The following is a 16267-nucleotide window of genomic DNA, read 5'->3' as shown; positions in this document are numbered from 1 at the left end:
TTCAGCCCGTCAGATCTCAGTCGTCCATCCCGGCGAGCACCAGCGGCAGCCGGTTCGCGCCGCCCTCGGTGATCCGCACCGGGACGCCCCAGTCCTGCTGGTGCACATGGCAGGCCGGGTACTCGTTCGACGGGTCGTCGTCACAGGAGGCGGCCATGGCGGAGACATGCAGCACGCCCTCGGTCACGCCCTCCGTAAGGACGAGCTCCCGGCTCAGATCCGTCCCCGCGCCGTCGCCCCCGGCCAGCAGCTCCGGCGGGGTGGAGCTGACCAGCAGCCGGGTGGAGGGGCCGTAGCGGGTGTCCAGCTTCTGCCCCTCGGGCGCCTGGAAGACCACGTCGAGACGGAGCGTCCCCGGGGCGATGTCGGTCGCGGCGCGCTGGGTGCGGTGGGCCACCGCATCGACCCTTACGGCCTCCTCCGGCAGCCGCAGCCGGGTCAGCCGGTGCCGGGCGGACTCCACCACCACGATGTCCCCGTCGGCCAGGACCGCGCCGGAGGGCTCGCGCAGATCCGTGGCGAGCGTGGAGACCTCACCGGTGGCCGGGTCGTAGCGGCGCAGCGCGTGATTGTAGGTGTCCGAGATCGCCACCGAGCCGTCGGGCAGCGCGGTGACGCCCAGGGGATGCTGGAGCAGCGCCTGATCGGCGGCGCCGTCCCGGTGGCCGAAGTCGAAGAGCCCGGTGCCGACGGCCGTACGGACCGTGAAGCCCTTACCGTCGCGCTCGAGGTAGCGCACCGCGGAGGTCTCGGAGTCCGCGATCCACAGCCGGTCCTCGGTCGCGGCGAGCCCGGAGGGCTGGGCGAACCACGCCTCCTCGGCCGGGCCGTCGACCAGGCCCTCGTTGGTGGTCCCGGCGGCGGCCCGTACGGTCCCGGCCTCCGGGTCGTAGGTCCACAGCTGGTGGACGCCCGCCATGGCGATCCACAGCCGCCCGGCGAACCAGGCCACGTCCCAGGGGGATGACAGGTCGACCTCGCGGGCGGGTCCCTCGGTGGGCGACCCCTGCCACCACTGGCGGCCGGTCCCGGCGAGCGTGGTGACCTCGCCGGTGGCCGGGTCGAAGCGGCGCAGCGCGTGGTTCACGGTGTCGGCGACGGCCACGGTGCCGTCGGGGAGCAGGGCGAGCCCCTGGGGCTCGCTGAACCGCGCCCGCTCGCTCGTGCCATCGGTAAGGCCGCGCTCGCCCGCGCCGATGCGCCGCACCACGCTCTCGCCGTCCGCCGCGAGCTCCACCAGCTGATGGCGGGTGGTGTCCGAGACGAGGAAGGTGCCGCCGGGCAGCGGCAGCGCCTTACCGGGGAAGCGCAGCTCGGTGGGGACCGGCTCCGGGGGCACATACGGGCCGTCGCCGCGCCGCAGGGTGCCCTTGGCGGCGTGCTCGGCCTCCAGCTGCCCCACCAGGGTCTCCAGGGCGTGGGCGTGGCCCTCGCCCGCGTGCTGGGCGACCACATAGCCCTCGGGGTCGATGACGACGAGGGTGGGCCAGGCCCGGACCGCGTACTGCTTCCAGGTGGCCAGCTCGGGGTCGTCGAGGACCGGGTGGTGCACCTCGTACCGCTCGACCGCGTCCACGACCGCCTGGTGCTCGGCCTCGTGGACGAACTTCGGCGAGTGCACGCCGACGATCACCACGGTGTCGCGGTGCTTCTCCTCCAGCTCGCGCAGCTCGTCCAGGACATGCAGGCAGTTCACACAGCAGAACGTCCAGAAGTCGAGGATGACGATGCGTCCCCGCAGGTCGGTGAGGGTGAGGTCGGTACCGCCGGTGTTGAGCCAGCCGCCCCGGCCGATCAGCTCGGGGGCGCGGACGCGTGCACGTGAAGCCATATCCCCATGAAACAGCAGTACCCCTCGTGCCATTCCCCCACCCCCGGCGACTTTCCACCGATGCGTACGGGTACGTCCGGAGATAAGGCCGGGGCGGGCGCACACTACCATCGCGAGCAGGCCGCGAGCCGCCGATCCGGGCCTACGATCAGACCGGAAAGCACTGCCCGTGCGCTCGTTGGCAGCGTAACTTGAACGCACACACCAGCACCCAGCCCGCGCACCAACCGCCCGAGGGGTCCCGTGACCGTCCATCCCAGCCTTCAGACCTCCATCGACGCCTGGACGCACTCCATCGACGCGATAACGGAGTTGGTCAACCCGCTAGCGGAGAGCGAGTGGAACCGCGCCACCGAGTGCCCGGGATGGTCGGTGCGGGACGTCGTCTCGCATGTGATCGGCCTCGAATGCGAGATGCTCGGCGATCCCCGCCCCATCCACACCCTGCCGCGCGACCTCTACCACGTCACCAACGAGCTGTCGCGGTACATGGAGGTCCAGGTCGACGTACGGCGCTGCCACACCGCGCCCGAGATGACCTCCGAGCTGGAGTACACCGTCATCCGGCGGGGCCGCCAGCTGCGGAACGAGAAGCGCCAGCCGGACGCCATGGTGCGCTGGCCCGGCGGCACCGAGGTGACGCTGGGGGAGGCCCTGACGCGGCGGGCCTTCGACATCTGGGTGCACGAACAGGATCTGCGCCGGGCCCTGAACAAGCCGGGCAACCTCGACTCGCCGGGCGCCACGATCACCCGTGACCTGCTGCTGTCGGGGCTGCCGAAGGTGGTCGCCAAGGACGCGGGCGCGGCGCCCCAGTCGGCCGTCGTCTTCGATGTGCACGGCCCGATGGAGTTCATGCGGACGGTCCGGGTCGACGCGGACGGCCGGGGCACCATCGACGGCAGCGTCTCGCTGGGGCCGACGGTCACCCTCGCCCTGGACTGGGAGACCTACGTCCGGCTGGCCTGCGGGCGGGTGCGGCCCGAGGCGGTCGCGGAGCGGCTGAAGATCGAGGGCGACCAGCAGCTGGCGGACGCGATCCTCCAGCACTTCGCGGTCACGCCGTAGCGCTCCGGGGCTCGGAGGGCCACGGCGTCACGCCGGTACGTGCACCGCCTCGACGCGGCTCGCGACCACACGCTCGCGCTCCCGGCGGTGCGCCCGGCCGCGCAGCCGCAGGATCTGGGCGACGCCGAGCGCCTGGAGCACGAACACCGAGGCGAACGCGATCCGGAAGTTCTCGCCGGTCAGGTCCAGCAGGACGCCGACGGCCAGCAGAGTGGTCATCGAGGCCGTGAAGCCGCCCATGTTGACGATTCCCGAGGCGGTGCCGGTCCGCTCGGGCGGATTGGCGGGCCGGGCGAAGTCGAAGCCGATCATCGATGCGGGCCCGCAGGCGCCGAGCACCACACACAGGACGATCAGCAGCCACATGGGCGCATGGGCGGACGGCCAGAGCAGCACGGTGCCCCACAGCAGCGCGGTGGCGCCGACCGTGCCGAGGGCCAGCGGGGCGCGGGCGGCGTGGTGCCGGGCGATGACCTGGCCGTAGACCAGGCCGACCGCCATATTGGACAGCACGATGAGGGTCAGCAGCTGACCCGCGGTCGCCCGGGACAGCCCCTCGGCCTCGACCAGGAACGGCATCCCCCACAGCAGCAGGAACACCATCGCCGGGAACTGGGTGGTGAAGTGGACCCACATGCCCAGCCGGGTGCCGGGCTCGCGCCAGGCGTCCGCGATCTGCCGGCGGACGTAGTCGGCGCCCATATGGGAGGCGGGCGCGGGCTCGAAGCCCTTCGGGTGGTCCTTGAGGAAGAGCAGCACCAGGACGAGGATGGCCACCCCGCCGAGCGCGCTGCCCGCGAAGGTCGTGGTCCAGCCGGCGCTGTGCAGCGCCCGGGCGATCACCAGCGTGGAGACCAGGTTGCCCGCCATGCCGAAGAGCGCGGCGACCTGGGCGATCATCGGCCCCCGGCGGGCCGGGAACCAGCGCGAGCCGAGCCGCAGCACGCTGATGAAGGTCATCGCGTCACCGCAGCCGAGCAGCGCCCGGGAGCCCAGCGCCATCGGGTACGAGTGGGAGAGCGCGAAGCCGAACTGCCCCAGGGTGAAGAGCACCACGCCGAGCATGAGCACCTTACGGGTGCCGAGACGGTCGACCAGGAGCCCGACCGGTATCTGCATCCCGGCGTAGACCAGCACCTGGAGGATGGAGAAGGTCGACAGCGCCGAGGCGTTGATGTGGAAGCGCTCGGCGGCGTCGATACCGGCGACGCCGAGGCTGGTGCGATAGGTGATGGCGACGAAGTAGACGGCGACGCCCAGGCCCCATACGGCGACGGCACGACGTCCGCCGGGTGGATCACCGGGCAACTGGGCCGAGGTCATCGCGCCTCACCCCGGGCGAGGTTGTTCACCCAGCTGATGTGGCGCTGCACAAGACCGGACGCGAAACCGGCGTCCCCGGCGCGCAGGGCCTGGAGGATCTCCGTGTGCTCGGTGATGTTCTTGGCGATGCGGTCGGGCTCGGCGTGCATGGTGGCCACGCCCATCCGCAGCTGGCGGTCCCTCAGCTGGTCGTACAGCTGCGCCAGGATGGCGTTTCCCGCCGCCCGGACGATCGCCGCGTGGAAGCAGCGGTCGGCGGCGGCGAAGGCGGCCAGGTCCCCGGCCGCGGCGTGCACCCGCTGCTCCTCCAGCAGCTCCTCGAGCCGCGCCAGCAGCCGCCCACCGGCCGGGACGACCTTGGCGACCGCGTGCTGCTCCACCAGCAGCCGGGTCTCGACCACGTCCGCGATCTCCTGGGAGGAGACGGGCAGCACCAGGGCGCCCTTCTTCGGATAGAGCTTGAGGAGCCCCTCGGCCTCCAGGCGCAGCAGCGCTTCCCGGACGGGGGTGCGGGAGACCCCGACGGCGTCCGCGAGTTCACCCTCACTCAGCAGTGTGCCGCCCTCGTAGCGGCGGTCGAGGACGGCTTGTTTGACGTGGTGGTAGACGCGTTCGGCGGCGGGGGGCGGCTTGGTGGCCGTATCGGCGGGACTCATGATGCGCACATCATAGATACAAGATGCATGCGCGCTCATCCCCCGTCCGCGATGCGGACGGGGGACACCTATCGCTTCGGGCGCTGAGTTCTGCCTAACCGAGCCTCGGATAAATCAGGCCCATGTGATCAGGCGCTTGGGGCGCTCCAGGACGGCCGCGACGTCCGCGAGCACCTTGGAGCCCAGCTCGCCGTCGACCAGCCGGTGGTCGAAGGAGAGCGCCAGCGTGGTCACCTGGCGCGGCTTGACCTCGCCCTTGTGGACCCACGGCTGGAGCTTGACCGCGCCGAAGGCGAGGATCGCGGACTCCCCGGGGTTGATGATCGGGGTGCCCGCGTCGATGCCGAAGACGCCGACGTTGGTGATGGTGATCGTGCCGCCGGACATCGCCGCCGGGGTGGTCTTGCCCTCACGGGCGGTGGTGACCAGCTCACCCAGGGCGGACGCCAGTTCGGGCAGGGTCTTGGCGCCGGCGTCCTTGATGTTGGGGACGATCAGCCCGCGCGGCGTCGCCGCCGCGATGCCCAGATTGACGTAGTCCTTGTAGACGATCTCCTGGTTGTCCTCGTCCCAGGTGGCGTTGATGTCCGGGTTGCGCCGGATGGCCACCAGCAGGGCCTTGGCGACCAGCAGCAGCGGGTTGACCCGCAGTCCGGACAGCTCCGGGTCCTGCTTGAGGTCGGCCACGAGCTTCATCGTGCGGGTCACGTCGACCGTCACGAACTCGGTCACGTGAGGGGCGGTGAAGGCGCTGTGGACCATCGCCTGCGCGGTGGCCTTCCGTACGCCCTTCACGGGCACCCGGCGCTCCCGGCCCTGGACGGCCGTGACGGCCGCGGACGGGGCCGCCACGGGCGTCTCCCGGGCCGCCTGGACGGCCTCGGCGGCCGCGTGGACGTCCTCGCGGGTGATGATCCCGTCCGCCCCGCTCGGGGTGACCGTCTCCAGGTCGATGCCCAGGTCCTTGGCCAGCTTGCGGACCGGCGGCTTGGCCAGCGGCCGGGCGGTCCGGCCGCTGCCGTTCAGCTCGGGCGAGGGCGCGGGCGCGGGCGCAGGGGCAGCGGCGGGGGCGGCCTCGGGGCGCGCGGGCGCGGGCGCGGGCTCCTGGGGCGCGGGCGCCCCGGCGGAGGGGGCGGGCGCGGACCGCAGCCCACCGGGCAGCGGCTTGCGCGGACGGCGCTTGGTGGAGGCGGGCGCCGCCCCGTAGCCGACCAGATTGGCCTGGCGGCCCTCCTTCTCCTCGGACTCGGCGGCCGGCTTCTCGGCGGCGGGGGCCTCGGCGGCGGGAGCGGCCTGGGGCGCCGCCTCCCCCGCTCCGGGGTCGGTGTCCACCGAGATGATCGGCGTGCCCACGTCCACGGTGGCGCCCTCGTCGAAGCGCAGCTCGTGCACCACGCCGTCGAAGGGGATGGGCAGCTCGACGGCGGCCTTGGCGGTCTCGACCTCGCACACCACCTGACCGTCGGTCACGGTGTCACCCGGCGCCACGAACCACTTGAGGATCTCGGCCTCGGTCAGCCCCTCGCCCACATCGGGCATCTTGAACTCACGGAAGCGCTGTTCGACTGCGGTCATCGTCACGATCTCCTCAAGCCCTTCAGTACGCCAACGCGCGGTCTACGGCGTCGAGCACCCGGTCCAGCCCCGGAAGGTACTCGTCCTCGAGCCGTGACGGCGGGTACGGCGAGTGGAAGCCGCCGACCCGCAGCACCGGGGCCTGGAGGTGATAGAAGCACCTCTCGGTGATGCGCGCGGCGATCTCCGACCCGGTACCCAGGAATACCGGTGCCTCGTGGACGACGACCAGCCGCCCCGTCCGCTCCACGGAACGCTGGATCGAGTCGAAGTCGATCGGCGACATCGACCGCAGGTCCAGGACCTCGATCGACTTGCCCTCCTCGGCGGCGGCCGCGGCGGCGTCCAGGGCGACCTTCACCATCGGGCCGTAGGCCGCGAGCGTCAGGTCCGCCCCCGGCCGCACCACGCGGGCGGCGTGCAGCGGCCCGGGGATCGCGGCGGTGTCCACCTCGGACTTGTCGTGGTAGCGGCGCTTGGGCTCGAAGTAGATCACCGGGTCATCGCTGTCGATGGCCTGCTGGAGCATCCAGTAGGCGTCGGAGGCGTTGGCCGGCGAGACCACCTTCAACCCCGCCACATGCGCGAACAGCGCCTCCGGCGACTCGCTGTGGTGCTCCACCGCGCCGATGCCGCCGCCGTACGGAATCCGGACGACGACCGGCAGCTTGACCTTGCCGAGCGAGCGTGCGTGCATCTTGGCGAGCTGGGTGACGATCTGGTCGTAGGCGGGGAAGACGAAACCGTCGAACTGGATCTCCACCACCGGGCGGTAGCCGCGCAGCGCGAGCCCGATCGCGGTGCCCACGATGCCGGACTCGGCGAGCGGGGTGTCGATGACCCGGTCCTCGCCGAAGTCCTTCTGGAGGCCGTCGGTGACGCGGAAGACGCCCCCCAGCTTGCCGACGTCCTCGCCCATGATCAGGACCTTGGGGTCGGTCTCGAGGGCCGTCCGCAGGGACGCGTTGATCGCCTTGGAGAGCGACATCTTCTCGGCGGCCATGTCAGATGCCTTCCTCAGCGGTGACGAACGAAGCCTGGTACTCGGCGAACTGCGCCCGCTCCTCGTCGACGAGCGCGTGCCCGTCGGCGTAGATGTGCTCGAACATCGCCATGTCCTCGGGGTCGGGCATGGCCCGTACCGCGTCCCGGACCCGCTTGGCCAGCGCGTCGCTCTCCCGCTCGAGGTCGGCGAAGTACGCGTCGTCGGCCAGGCCCTCGCGGGTCAGCAGGGTGCGCAGCCGCAGGATCGGGTCCTTGGTCTCCCACAGCTCCCGCTCCTCGGGGGAGCGGTAGCGCGTGGGGTCGTCGGAGGTGGTGTGGGCGCCCATGCGGTAGGTGAACGCCTCGATGAGCATCGGGCCCTGCCCGGTGCGCGCCCGCTCCAGCGCGGCCTTGGTGACGGCCAGACAGGCGAGCACGTCATTGCCGTCCACCCGCACCCCGGGGAAGCCGAAGCCCTGGGCGCGCTGGTAGAGCGGCACCCGGGTCTGCTTCTCGGTGGGCTCGGAGATGGCCCACTGGTTGTTCTGGCAGAAGAAGACGACCGGGGCGTTGTAGACCGCGGAGAAGGTGAACGATTCGGCGACATCGCCCTGGCTGGAGGCGCCGTCCCCGAAGTAGGCCAGGACCGCGGCGTCCGCGCCGTCCTTGGCCACGCCCATGGCGTAGCCGGTCGCGTGCAGGGTCTGCGAGCCGATCACGATGGTGTACAGGTGGAAGTTGTTGCTGTTCGGGTCCCAGCCGCCGTGGTTCACCCCACGGAACATCCCCAGCAGATTGGTCGGGTCGACGCCCCGGCACCACGCCACGCCGTGCTCGCGGTAGGTGGGGAAGACGTAGTCGGCGTCGTTCAGCGCCCGGCCGGAGCCGATCTGCGCCGCCTCCTGGCCGAGCAGCGAGGCCCACAGGCCCAGTTCGCCCTGGCGCTGGAGGGTGGTGGCCTCGGCGTCGAACCGCCGTGTCAGCACCATGTCCCGGTACAGACCGCGCAGCTCCTCCGGGGTGGGGTCGATGGCGTAATCGGGGTGCTCGACACGCTCGCCCTCGGGGGTCAGCAGCTGTACGAGTTCGGTCTGGCCCGCAGGCTGCTTCTTGGTGTCCCGCGCGGTGGTGCTGCGCTTGGCTCCGCTGCGGCGCGGCTTGCGCGCGGCAGTGCTCTCCACGGTCACGTGTGCTCCTCCGTCTGTCCGGCCTCCGGGATCCGCCGGCGGCCAGTTGCGGCTCGCCCGTCCCGCCACGGCGCACGGGGTGGGTGCGCCGGAGCATGACCGGGCGTGACAGGTTCCCGGCGGCTGGCCCTGCACAAGGCACGTTACCCAGTGCTTCGCATGTCTGCGAAACCCCACCTGACCTGCAATTTTGCTTGGATTTCCAAGTAAATCGCGCGAGTGGGGAAACTTCCACTGGTCACAGCCCCGCAGGCCGCCGGACAAGCGCACGGTATCCCGCTGGGCGACGACGCGGGAAGACTTCGTGTGTGAGACTGGATCCGTGCGCGAAGAAGGAAAAATAGGGATTTTCCTGGTCGACGACCATGAAGTCGTCCGACGCGGCGTACGAGACCTGCTCGCGGGCGAGCCGGACATGGAGGTGGTCGGCGAGGCGGGCACCGCGGCCGACGCGCTGGCGCGGATCCCGGCCGCCCGCCCGGACGTCGCCGTCCTGGACATCCGGCTGCCCGACCGCAGCGGGGTCGAGGTCTGCCGGGAGATCCGCACCCGGTACGAGAACGTCCGCTGCATGATGCTCACCTCCTTCGCCGACGACGAGGCACTCTTCGACGCCATCATCGCGGGCGCCTCCGGCTATGTCCTGAAGGACATCCGCGGCGACGAACTGCTCGCCGCGGTCCGGGACGTGGCCGCGGGCAGGTCGCTGCTCGACCCGGTGGCCACCGCCCGGGTGCTGGAGCGGCTGCGCGGCCAGACCGCCCCCCAACCGGACGACCAGCTCGCCGCCCTCACCGAGCAGGAGCGCCGGATCCTGCTGCTGATCGGGGAGGGGCTCACCAATCGGGCGATCGGCGAGCGGCTGCACCTCGCCGAGAAGACGATCAAGAACTATGTCTCCAGCCTGCTCTCCAAGCTGGGCATGGAGCGCCGCTCGCAGGCGGCGGCGTACGTCGCCCGGATGCAGGCGACGCAGGCCCAGAAGCGGTAGCGCTGGCGCTGGAAGTGTCGCGATGCGTCGTCGGCCGACTGCGGCGCCGTCGTGGCTGGTCGCGCCCGCGCGGCGGAGCCGCACATCGACACCGCCCCGCGCCGCTTCGCGTAGGCGACGAGGCCCGGAAGCACCACCCCCTGGCGGAGGCGCGGCGCAGGCCCGGAAGCGCTACGAGGTGTCCGGCGGACCACGCGGCGGAGCCGCATATCGCGACTCCTCCTGGCACGCCGGCGCGCCAGGGCGGCGGGGCCTGGCGGCGCCACTCCGCGTTACCAGGAGCTTCGCCCTGGACCCCGGGGTCTGGGACGGAGCCCCGGCACGGGGTCTGGGGCGGAGCCCCAGTTGTGGGAAGGGGCGGGTAGGGGAAACAGCCCGCCGCAGGCGCCAAGACCCGTCGGACACCCTCCAGCCCCGGGTGGGCGACGCAGCCCGAGACGCATCAGCCCCGTCCCGGTCAACCGGCCGTGCCCCGGGGCCCCTGCGTCGTCCTCGCGGGCCGTGGCGGTGACATCCGGTGATCTAACATCTGGCAGGTGCCGCGCTCACATGTACGCTCCGCCGAGGCCGCTCCCGACGGGGAAACCCTGAGCGCCCTGCTCCGCCGCTATGACACCGCCGGTGAGGCCGTCTCCTGCGAACCGCTCACCCAGGGGCTGCTCAACCGGGGCTACCGCCTCGCCACCACCCGCGGCCGGTTCTTCCTCAAACACCACCTCGACGGCGACCGCACCGCCATCGCCCGCCAGCACCGCGTCACCCAGCGGCTGGAGGCGCTCGGAGTGCCCGTCGCCCCGCCGGTCCCGGACGCCGACGGCCGTACGGTCGCCGTCATCGGCGGCCGCTGCTACGCGTTACACCCCTGGATCGACGGGCGACACCGCGACGGCGGTGAGCTGACCGCCCCACAGTGCTGGCGTCTTGGCGGGCTGCTCGGGCTCGTCCACACCTGTCTGGAGCGCGTCATGCGGGCTCGTACGGGTGACCGCAGACCGCCCGTGGAGGCCGCCGCCGCCCCCGAGGACACCTTCGCCGTCATCGACGAGCTGCTCACGCTGATCCGGGGGCGCCGGAACCGCGACAGCTTCGACGAGCTCGCCGAGCACCGGCTGGTCGAGCGGCGGGCGCTGGTGGAGCGGCACGCCCACCGCCGCCCGGAGGCGGACGCGGTCCCCGTCGCCGGCTGGGTACACGGCGACTTCCACCCGCTGAACCTGCTCTACCGCGACACGGAACCGGCCGCCATCGTCGACTGGGACCGGCTCGGGGTGCAGCCGCGCGCCGAGGAGGCGGTCCGGGCCGCCGCGATCTTCTTCGTACGGCCCGACGGCACCCTGGAGCTCACCAAGGTGCGCTCCTACGCGCGGGCGTACCGCCGCGCGGCGGGGGCCGGGACCTCCGAGATGGCCGCGGCCGTGCACCGGGTGTGGTGGGAGCGGCTCAACGACTTCTGGATGCTGCGCTGGCGCTACCAGCGCCGGGACCGGCGCGCCGATCCGCAGTTCCCGGCGGCCGCCGCGCTGGTGGTGTGGTGGACCCGGGAGTACGACGCGGTCCGCGACGCCTTCTGCGGGTGACGGGGGCGCCGCGGGGCGCCCCGGCCGTCAGGGGGTGACGGGGACGCCGTGGCGCCTCCCGGCCGTCAGGGGGTGCCGCCGGCGCCGCCGTCCGTGGCGCCCGCCGTGCCACCGGTGGGCTCGGTGGTGCCCGGGTCGGTCTCCGGGCCCGTCGGCGGGGTGGACCCCTCATCGCCGCCGGGGGTGGTCTCCTCGCCGGTCGGCTCGCCGGTGCCCGGGTCCGTCTCCGGGCCCGTCGGCTCGCCCGTGGGGTCGTTCTGGTACGTCGGCGTCGGGTTCGCGGTCGGGGTGTAGTCGCCGCCCGTGTGCCCGGAGGTGGCGTCCTCGCCGCTCGGGGCCGTCTCGTCGTTCGAGTTGTCGGTCGGCTTGTCGGTCGGCTTCTTCGTCTTTTCCTGGGGGACCGACGTCTGGTGCTTGCCCGGCTCCTTCCCGCCGCCCTTGTCGCCCATCTGGAGGGCGAAGGCGACCCCCGTCGCGACCGCGATCACCGCGAGCACCGCGATCAGCCACATCCTGCCGCGGCCCTTACGGCGGCCGGACCCGCCGTGGTAGCCGCCGCCCCCGCCACCGGGGCCGGTGACGATCGGCTGCTGGGAGGTCTCGCCGTGGCCCGGGTGCGGCAGCGCGGTGGTGGCCCCGACGCCCGGCATGCCCATGGCGGGGGTGGCGGCGCCCAGGTGCTGGGTGACCGGGCCGGTGTTCCACATGCCGGTGTGGCCGCCGGCCTCGTGGAGCATCTGGAGCGCGTACTGGACCAGTCCGCGCATCTCCTCGGCGCTCTGGAACCGGTCGTCCGGGTCCTTGGCGAGGGAGCGCATGACCAGGCCGTCCAGCTCCGGCGGCACGGTGCCGGAGGTCTCCGACGGGGGCACCGGGGTGTCCTGGACGTGCTGGTACACCACCGACAGCGGGGTCTCCCCGGTGAACGGCGGACGCAGCGCCAGCAGCTCGTAGAGCAGGCAGCCGGTGGCGTAGAGGTCGGAGCGGTGGTCCACGGCCTTGCCGAGGGCCTGCTCCGGCGAGAGGTACTGCGGTGTGCCCATGACCATGCCGGTCTGGGTCATGGTGGACTGCGCGCCGTGCAGGGCGCGGGCGATGCCGAAGTCCATGACCTTGACCGCGCCACTGTGGGTGATGATCACGTTGGCGGGCTTGATGTCACGGTGCACGATGCCGTGCTGATGGCTGTAGGCGAGCGCCTCCAGCACCCCGGAAACGATGATCAGCGCCTGGTCCGGCGGCGGGGCCTCGGCGTTGAGCAGCAGATCGCGGATGGTCCGGCCCTCGACCAGCTCCATGACGATGTACGGCACGGTGTTCTGGCCGACGGTGTCCTCGCCGGAGTCGTAGACCGCCACCACGGCGTGGTGGTTCAGCCCGGCCACGGACTGTGCCTCGCGGGTGAAGCGGGCCTTGGACACCGGGTCCTCGGCCAGGTCGGCGCGGAGCAGTTTCACCGCGACGGTACGGCCGAGCCGGAGGTCCTCAGCGGCGAACACCTCCGCCATACCGCCGCGGCCGAGTCGACTGGTAAGCCGATATCGGCCATCGCCAACAAGTCCTCCATTGCCCCACACCTCGGGCGTATCCGGCATTCCGGACCCGCTGGCGTCAGGTTCGGAGGGCCCCTGGGCGCTCTGGGTCTGTGCCATCGGTCCTCGCCGTCTCGTTCTCGGTGGGGGTGGGGTCGAGATCGCCCCGCCCACGGGCGGTACGGTTCCCGCTAGGCACGCTACAGCCTTCGCGCCGTGTATCGGTTGGTGATGGACCGGCCATCAAACCTGTTGACGGTGAAGCGATGCAAATCGCGTGACGGGTTCTTGCGCATCCGGTCACGGAACGGGCAACGCGGCTTGACGTGTCCGTGGCCTGGGGCAGACTTGGCCACGATATCCAGAACATCAAGATCAATGCGTCGAAACGTGCGCGTCAGAGTAGTGAGTGCGCCAAGGGGGAAGTACGAAATGAGCCAGTACGGCGCATCGGGCAGGTATCAAGGCCACTCCCTGGCGAACGGCCGGTATCAGCTGCGTGACCTGCTGGGCGAGGGTGGTATGGCCTCCGTTCACCTGGCGTATGACACCGTGCTGGACCGCCAGGTCGCGATCAAGACGCTCCACACCGAGCTGGGACGCGAGCAGTCCTTCCGCGAGCGGTTCCGTCGCGAGGCCCAGGCGGTGGCGAAGCTCACGCACACCAATATCGTCTCGGTCTTCGACACCGGCGAGGACTCGATCGACGGCTCGCTGATGCCGTACATCGTCATGGAGTACGTCGAGGGGCACCCGCTGCGCTCGGTTCTGGACGTCGATGTCCGGCAATACGGCGCGATGCCGACCGAAAAGGCACTGAAGATCACCAGCGATGTGCTGGCGGCGCTGGAAATCAGCCACGAGATGGGGCTGGTCCACCGCGACATCAAGCCAGGTAACGTGATGATGACCAAGCGTAATGTGGTCAAAGTCATGGACTTCGGCATCGCCCGCGCCATGCAGTCCGGGGTCACCTCCATGACCCAGACCGGCATGGTCGTCGGCACCCCGCAGTACCTCTCGCCCGAGCAGGCGCTGGGCCGCGGCGTGGACGCCCGCAGCGACCTGTACTCGGTCGGCATCATGCTCTTCGAGCTGCTGACCGGTCGGCTGCCCTTCGACGCGGACTCGCCGCTGGCCATCGCGTACGCGCACGTCCAGGAGGAGCCGGTCGCGCCCTCCTCGATCAACCAGTCCATTCCCCCGGCGGTGGACGCGCTGGTCGCCCGCGCCCTGAAGAAGAACCCGAACGAGCGCTTCCCGACCGCCGAGGCCATGCGCGACGAATGCGCACGAGTCGCCCGTACCGGGCAGACCGGCGCCTCCCCCATCATCATCAGCGGCGGCCCCCCGGCCCGCAGCGGCGCCGGGGTCGGCTCGGCGGTCTTCCCGCCGATCGACCAGCAGACGCCCGCGCCCGGCCCCGGCAGCGTCCAGACGCCGTACCAGCCGCAGCACTCCCCCGGGCAGTTCGGCGCCTTCGGCCCGTCCACCCCGCCGCCCCCGGTCGGCCAGGCGCCGTCCACAACACCGCTGGGGCAGGCGGGCTATCAGACCCCGACGCCGTCGTACCAGGGCCCCAGCACCCCGCCGCCGTACAACATCTCGCCCTCGACGCCGTCCGGCAGCGGGGGCGGCAGGGGCAACAAGGGCGTGATCATAGGCTCGGCCGTCGTCGCGGCGATCGCGGTGGTCGCCGTGATCCTGGTCATCGCGCTCAGCGGCGACGGCGGCGGCTCCAAGAAGGACGAGAGCAAGGGGGGCGGTCACGGCGGCAAGGCGTCGCCGTCGGCCTCCGACACCGCCGCGGGCTTCCGCATGGGCGACAAGACCAAGACCATCGACGCGAAGAAGTGCACCGACGCGTACGAGGACACGGAGGAGAAGGGCACGTACTCGGTGCCCGACTTCCAGAACCTCTACATCGACTCGGTGAAGAAGTGCATCCGCGCCGCGGGCTGGAAGTACCGCGTGGTGCCCCAGGACGAGAATCTGTGGGGCAAGGGCACCGTCCTCAATTACACGTACCGGAACTACGAGCCGTACAACCCCAAGACGGACACCATCGAGCTGACCGTCTCCACCGGCAACCCGGAGTAGGGGCGGCGGCTCCCACCCGCTGCCGACACACGACGACGCCGCGGGCCTCATCGGAAGGTGAGGCCCGCGGCGCCGTTTCGTTGTGTCCGGTCCGGTGCGTGTCCGGTCCGGTGCGTGTCCGGTCGTTGTGTCCGGCGCATGTGCTCGGGGAGCGGCTCAGCGGCTCAGAGGTACGGCCCCGAGCGGGCGCCGCCCGGCTTGGGCAGGTCCTCGTCCTCCTCGCCCCCGCCGATCCCCGGCGGCAGCGCCCGGCGCATCTGCTCCAGCTGGGCGCGCGCCGCCATCTGCTGGGCGAACAGGGTGGTCTGGATGCCGTGGAACAGCCCCTCCAGCCAGCCGACCAACTGAGCCTGGGCGATGCGCAGTTCCGCCTCGGTGGGCACCGCCTCGTCCGTGAAGGGCAGCGACAGCCGCTCCAGCTCCCCGATCAGCTCGGGCGCCAGCCCGTCCTCCAACTCCTTCACCGAGCTGGAGTGGATCTCCTTGAGCCGGACCCGGCTGGCCTCGTCCAGAGGTGCGGCGCGGACCTCCTCCAGCAGCTGCTTGATCATGCTGCCGATCCGCATGACCTTCGCCGGCTGTTCGACCATGTCCGTCACGGGAACCTCGCGCGACTCGTCGTCACCACCGCCCTCGCCGGAAGCAGGAGCGACGCCGCCGAGTGCCATGCCGTCCGGACCGACGACCAGGACGTGCGGGCTCTCCTGCGCTCGTTCGTTCATCGGCTGGTTCATACCCCCATTGTTCCGCACCGGCACCCGGTACGACGGGCGAGGGTCGAGGATTCTGTGGCGATCACCAGCGACGGCCGTCAGCGGCGGCCATCAGATCAGTGGCGGTGGTCAGCGACGGCGCAGCCGCAGACCGAAGAACGCCAGGCCGAGGCCGAGACCGGTGAGCGCGAGACCGGTGCCCAGCGGCAGTACCCGCATCGCCCGCGCGCTGGGTTCGGCGGCGGTCCGCTGGGCACCGTAAGGCTGTCCGGACGGAAGCGATTCGCGCGCCTGGTGCCGGTGCGGCCGCTGCGGGACGGCAAGGGAGGACGGCGTCCACTCGGGCACCACCGAGAACCGCCCGGTGCCCTCGTCGTCCCCGGTGTCGGCGGAGGGGTCCCCGTCCGGCGACGAGGGGGTCGGCGTCCCGGCGCGGCCGGGGTGCGCACGGCCCTCGCCCGCGCGGGTGCCCGCCAGCCCGCCGCCGTCGTCGGCGGGGGCCGGGGCGGCGGGGGTGGCGGACGCGGCGGGGGCCGCGGCCAGGGCGGTGCCCGCCAGCAGGGCCGCCGCGGGGAGTGCGCGAAGCGTCGCAGGGTTCACGGTGGTCACCCTCCCGTGCCAAACCGTTGCGTAACGGGATCAGCGTCACATGAGGGTAGGTACCGGGCATCCTGAACGCCGCCGTACGGACCGCGGCGCGATCGCACGGCCGCGGCGCCCGCCGTAAGGA

General features: G+C 71.7%; 13 protein-coding genes. 4 read left to right on the top strand and 9 right to left on the bottom strand.

Features of this window, described 5'->3' with window-relative positions:
* Positions 1–16: 16 nt before the first annotated feature.
* Positions 17–1831 carry an NHL domain-containing thioredoxin family protein gene (locus KHP12_RS27280; protein ID WP_086883371.1) on the bottom strand — a complete coding sequence of 605 codons (1815 nt, stop codon included), beginning with the start codon at positions 1829–1831 and terminating at the stop codon, positions 17–19.
* Between the two features lie 243 nt (positions 1832–2074).
* On the opposite strand from KHP12_RS27280, the gene KHP12_RS27275 reads away from it, so the two are divergent.
* Positions 2075–2899 (top strand): maleylpyruvate isomerase family mycothiol-dependent enzyme, encoded by an 825-nt coding sequence (locus tag KHP12_RS27275; RefSeq protein WP_086883370.1) that lies wholly within the window; start codon positions 2075–2077, stop codon positions 2897–2899.
* Positions 2900–2926: 27 nt separating this feature from the next.
* Here KHP12_RS27275 and KHP12_RS27270 read toward each other — a convergent pair whose 3' ends face one another.
* The 5 genes from KHP12_RS27270 to pdhA all read right to left on the bottom strand — a co-directional run bounded on the left by KHP12_RS27270 (position 2927) and on the right by pdhA (position 8624).
* Complete coding sequence (locus tag KHP12_RS27270; protein WP_086883369.1) at positions 2927–4222, bottom strand: MFS transporter; 1296 nt, start codon at positions 4220–4222, stop codon at positions 2927–2929.
* Complete coding sequence (locus KHP12_RS27265; RefSeq protein ID WP_037961894.1) at positions 4219–4878, bottom strand: GntR family transcriptional regulator; 660 nt, start codon at positions 4876–4878, stop codon at positions 4219–4221. The genes KHP12_RS27270 and KHP12_RS27265 overlap by 4 nt, the downstream gene beginning before the upstream one ends.
* 114 nt (positions 4879–4992) lie before the next feature.
* Positions 4993–6453 carry a dihydrolipoamide acetyltransferase family protein gene (locus KHP12_RS27260; RefSeq protein ID WP_210609552.1) on the bottom strand — a complete coding sequence of 487 codons (1461 nt, stop codon included), beginning with the start codon at positions 6451–6453 and terminating at the stop codon, positions 4993–4995.
* Between the two features lie 22 nt (positions 6454–6475).
* Complete coding sequence (locus tag KHP12_RS27255) at positions 6476–7456, bottom strand: alpha-ketoacid dehydrogenase subunit beta (protein ID WP_037964409.1); 981 nt, start codon at positions 7454–7456, stop codon at positions 6476–6478.
* Between the two features lies 1 nt (position 7457).
* Positions 7458–8624 carry a pyruvate dehydrogenase (acetyl-transferring) E1 component subunit alpha gene (gene pdhA / locus KHP12_RS27250; protein WP_086884933.1) on the bottom strand — a complete coding sequence of 389 codons (1167 nt, stop codon included), beginning with the start codon at positions 8622–8624 and terminating at the stop codon, positions 7458–7460.
* Between the two features lie 322 nt (positions 8625–8946).
* Here pdhA and KHP12_RS27245 point away from each other — a divergent pair, with 322 nt between their 5' ends.
* Entirely contained in the window at positions 8947–9615 is a 669-nt protein-coding gene (locus KHP12_RS27245; protein WP_037964414.1) for a response regulator, read from the top strand.
* A gap of 536 nt (positions 9616–10151) precedes the next feature.
* Positions 10152–11192 (top strand): phosphotransferase, encoded by a 1041-nt coding sequence (locus tag KHP12_RS27240; protein ID WP_086884932.1) that lies wholly within the window; start codon positions 10152–10154, stop codon positions 11190–11192.
* A 65-nt stretch (positions 11193–11257) separates the two neighbouring features.
* Here the strand turns inward: KHP12_RS27240 and KHP12_RS27235 are convergent, their stop codons facing one another.
* Positions 11258–12844 (bottom strand): protein kinase domain-containing protein, encoded by a 1587-nt coding sequence (locus KHP12_RS27235; RefSeq protein ID WP_086884931.1) that lies wholly within the window; start codon positions 12842–12844, stop codon positions 11258–11260.
* A 312-nt stretch (positions 12845–13156) separates the two neighbouring features.
* Here KHP12_RS27235 and KHP12_RS27230 point away from each other — a divergent pair, with 312 nt between their 5' ends.
* Positions 13157–14824 carry a protein kinase domain-containing protein gene (locus tag KHP12_RS27230; protein ID WP_086884930.1) on the top strand — a complete coding sequence of 556 codons (1668 nt, stop codon included), beginning with the start codon at positions 13157–13159 and terminating at the stop codon, positions 14822–14824.
* A 164-nt stretch (positions 14825–14988) separates the two neighbouring features.
* On the opposite strand, the gene KHP12_RS27225 is transcribed toward KHP12_RS27230, so the two are convergent.
* Entirely contained in the window at positions 14989–15558 is a 570-nt protein-coding gene (locus KHP12_RS27225) for a bacterial proteasome activator family protein (RefSeq protein WP_037964424.1), read from the bottom strand.
* Positions 15559–15666: 108 nt separating this feature from the next.
* On the bottom strand, positions 15667–16137 hold the full coding sequence (locus KHP12_RS27220; protein ID WP_210609550.1) for a hypothetical protein: 471 nt from the start codon (positions 16135–16137) through the stop codon (positions 15667–15669).
* Between the last annotated feature and the right edge of the window lie 130 nt (positions 16138–16267).

It is taken from the genome of Streptomyces asiaticus (assembly GCF_018138715.1).
In the GTDB taxonomy this organism is placed as follows: domain Bacteria; phylum Actinomycetota; class Actinomycetes; order Streptomycetales; family Streptomycetaceae; genus Streptomyces; species Streptomyces asiaticus.
Note: the sequence above shows the minus strand (reverse complement) of the source record. Positions and strands in the feature narration are given on the sequence as shown.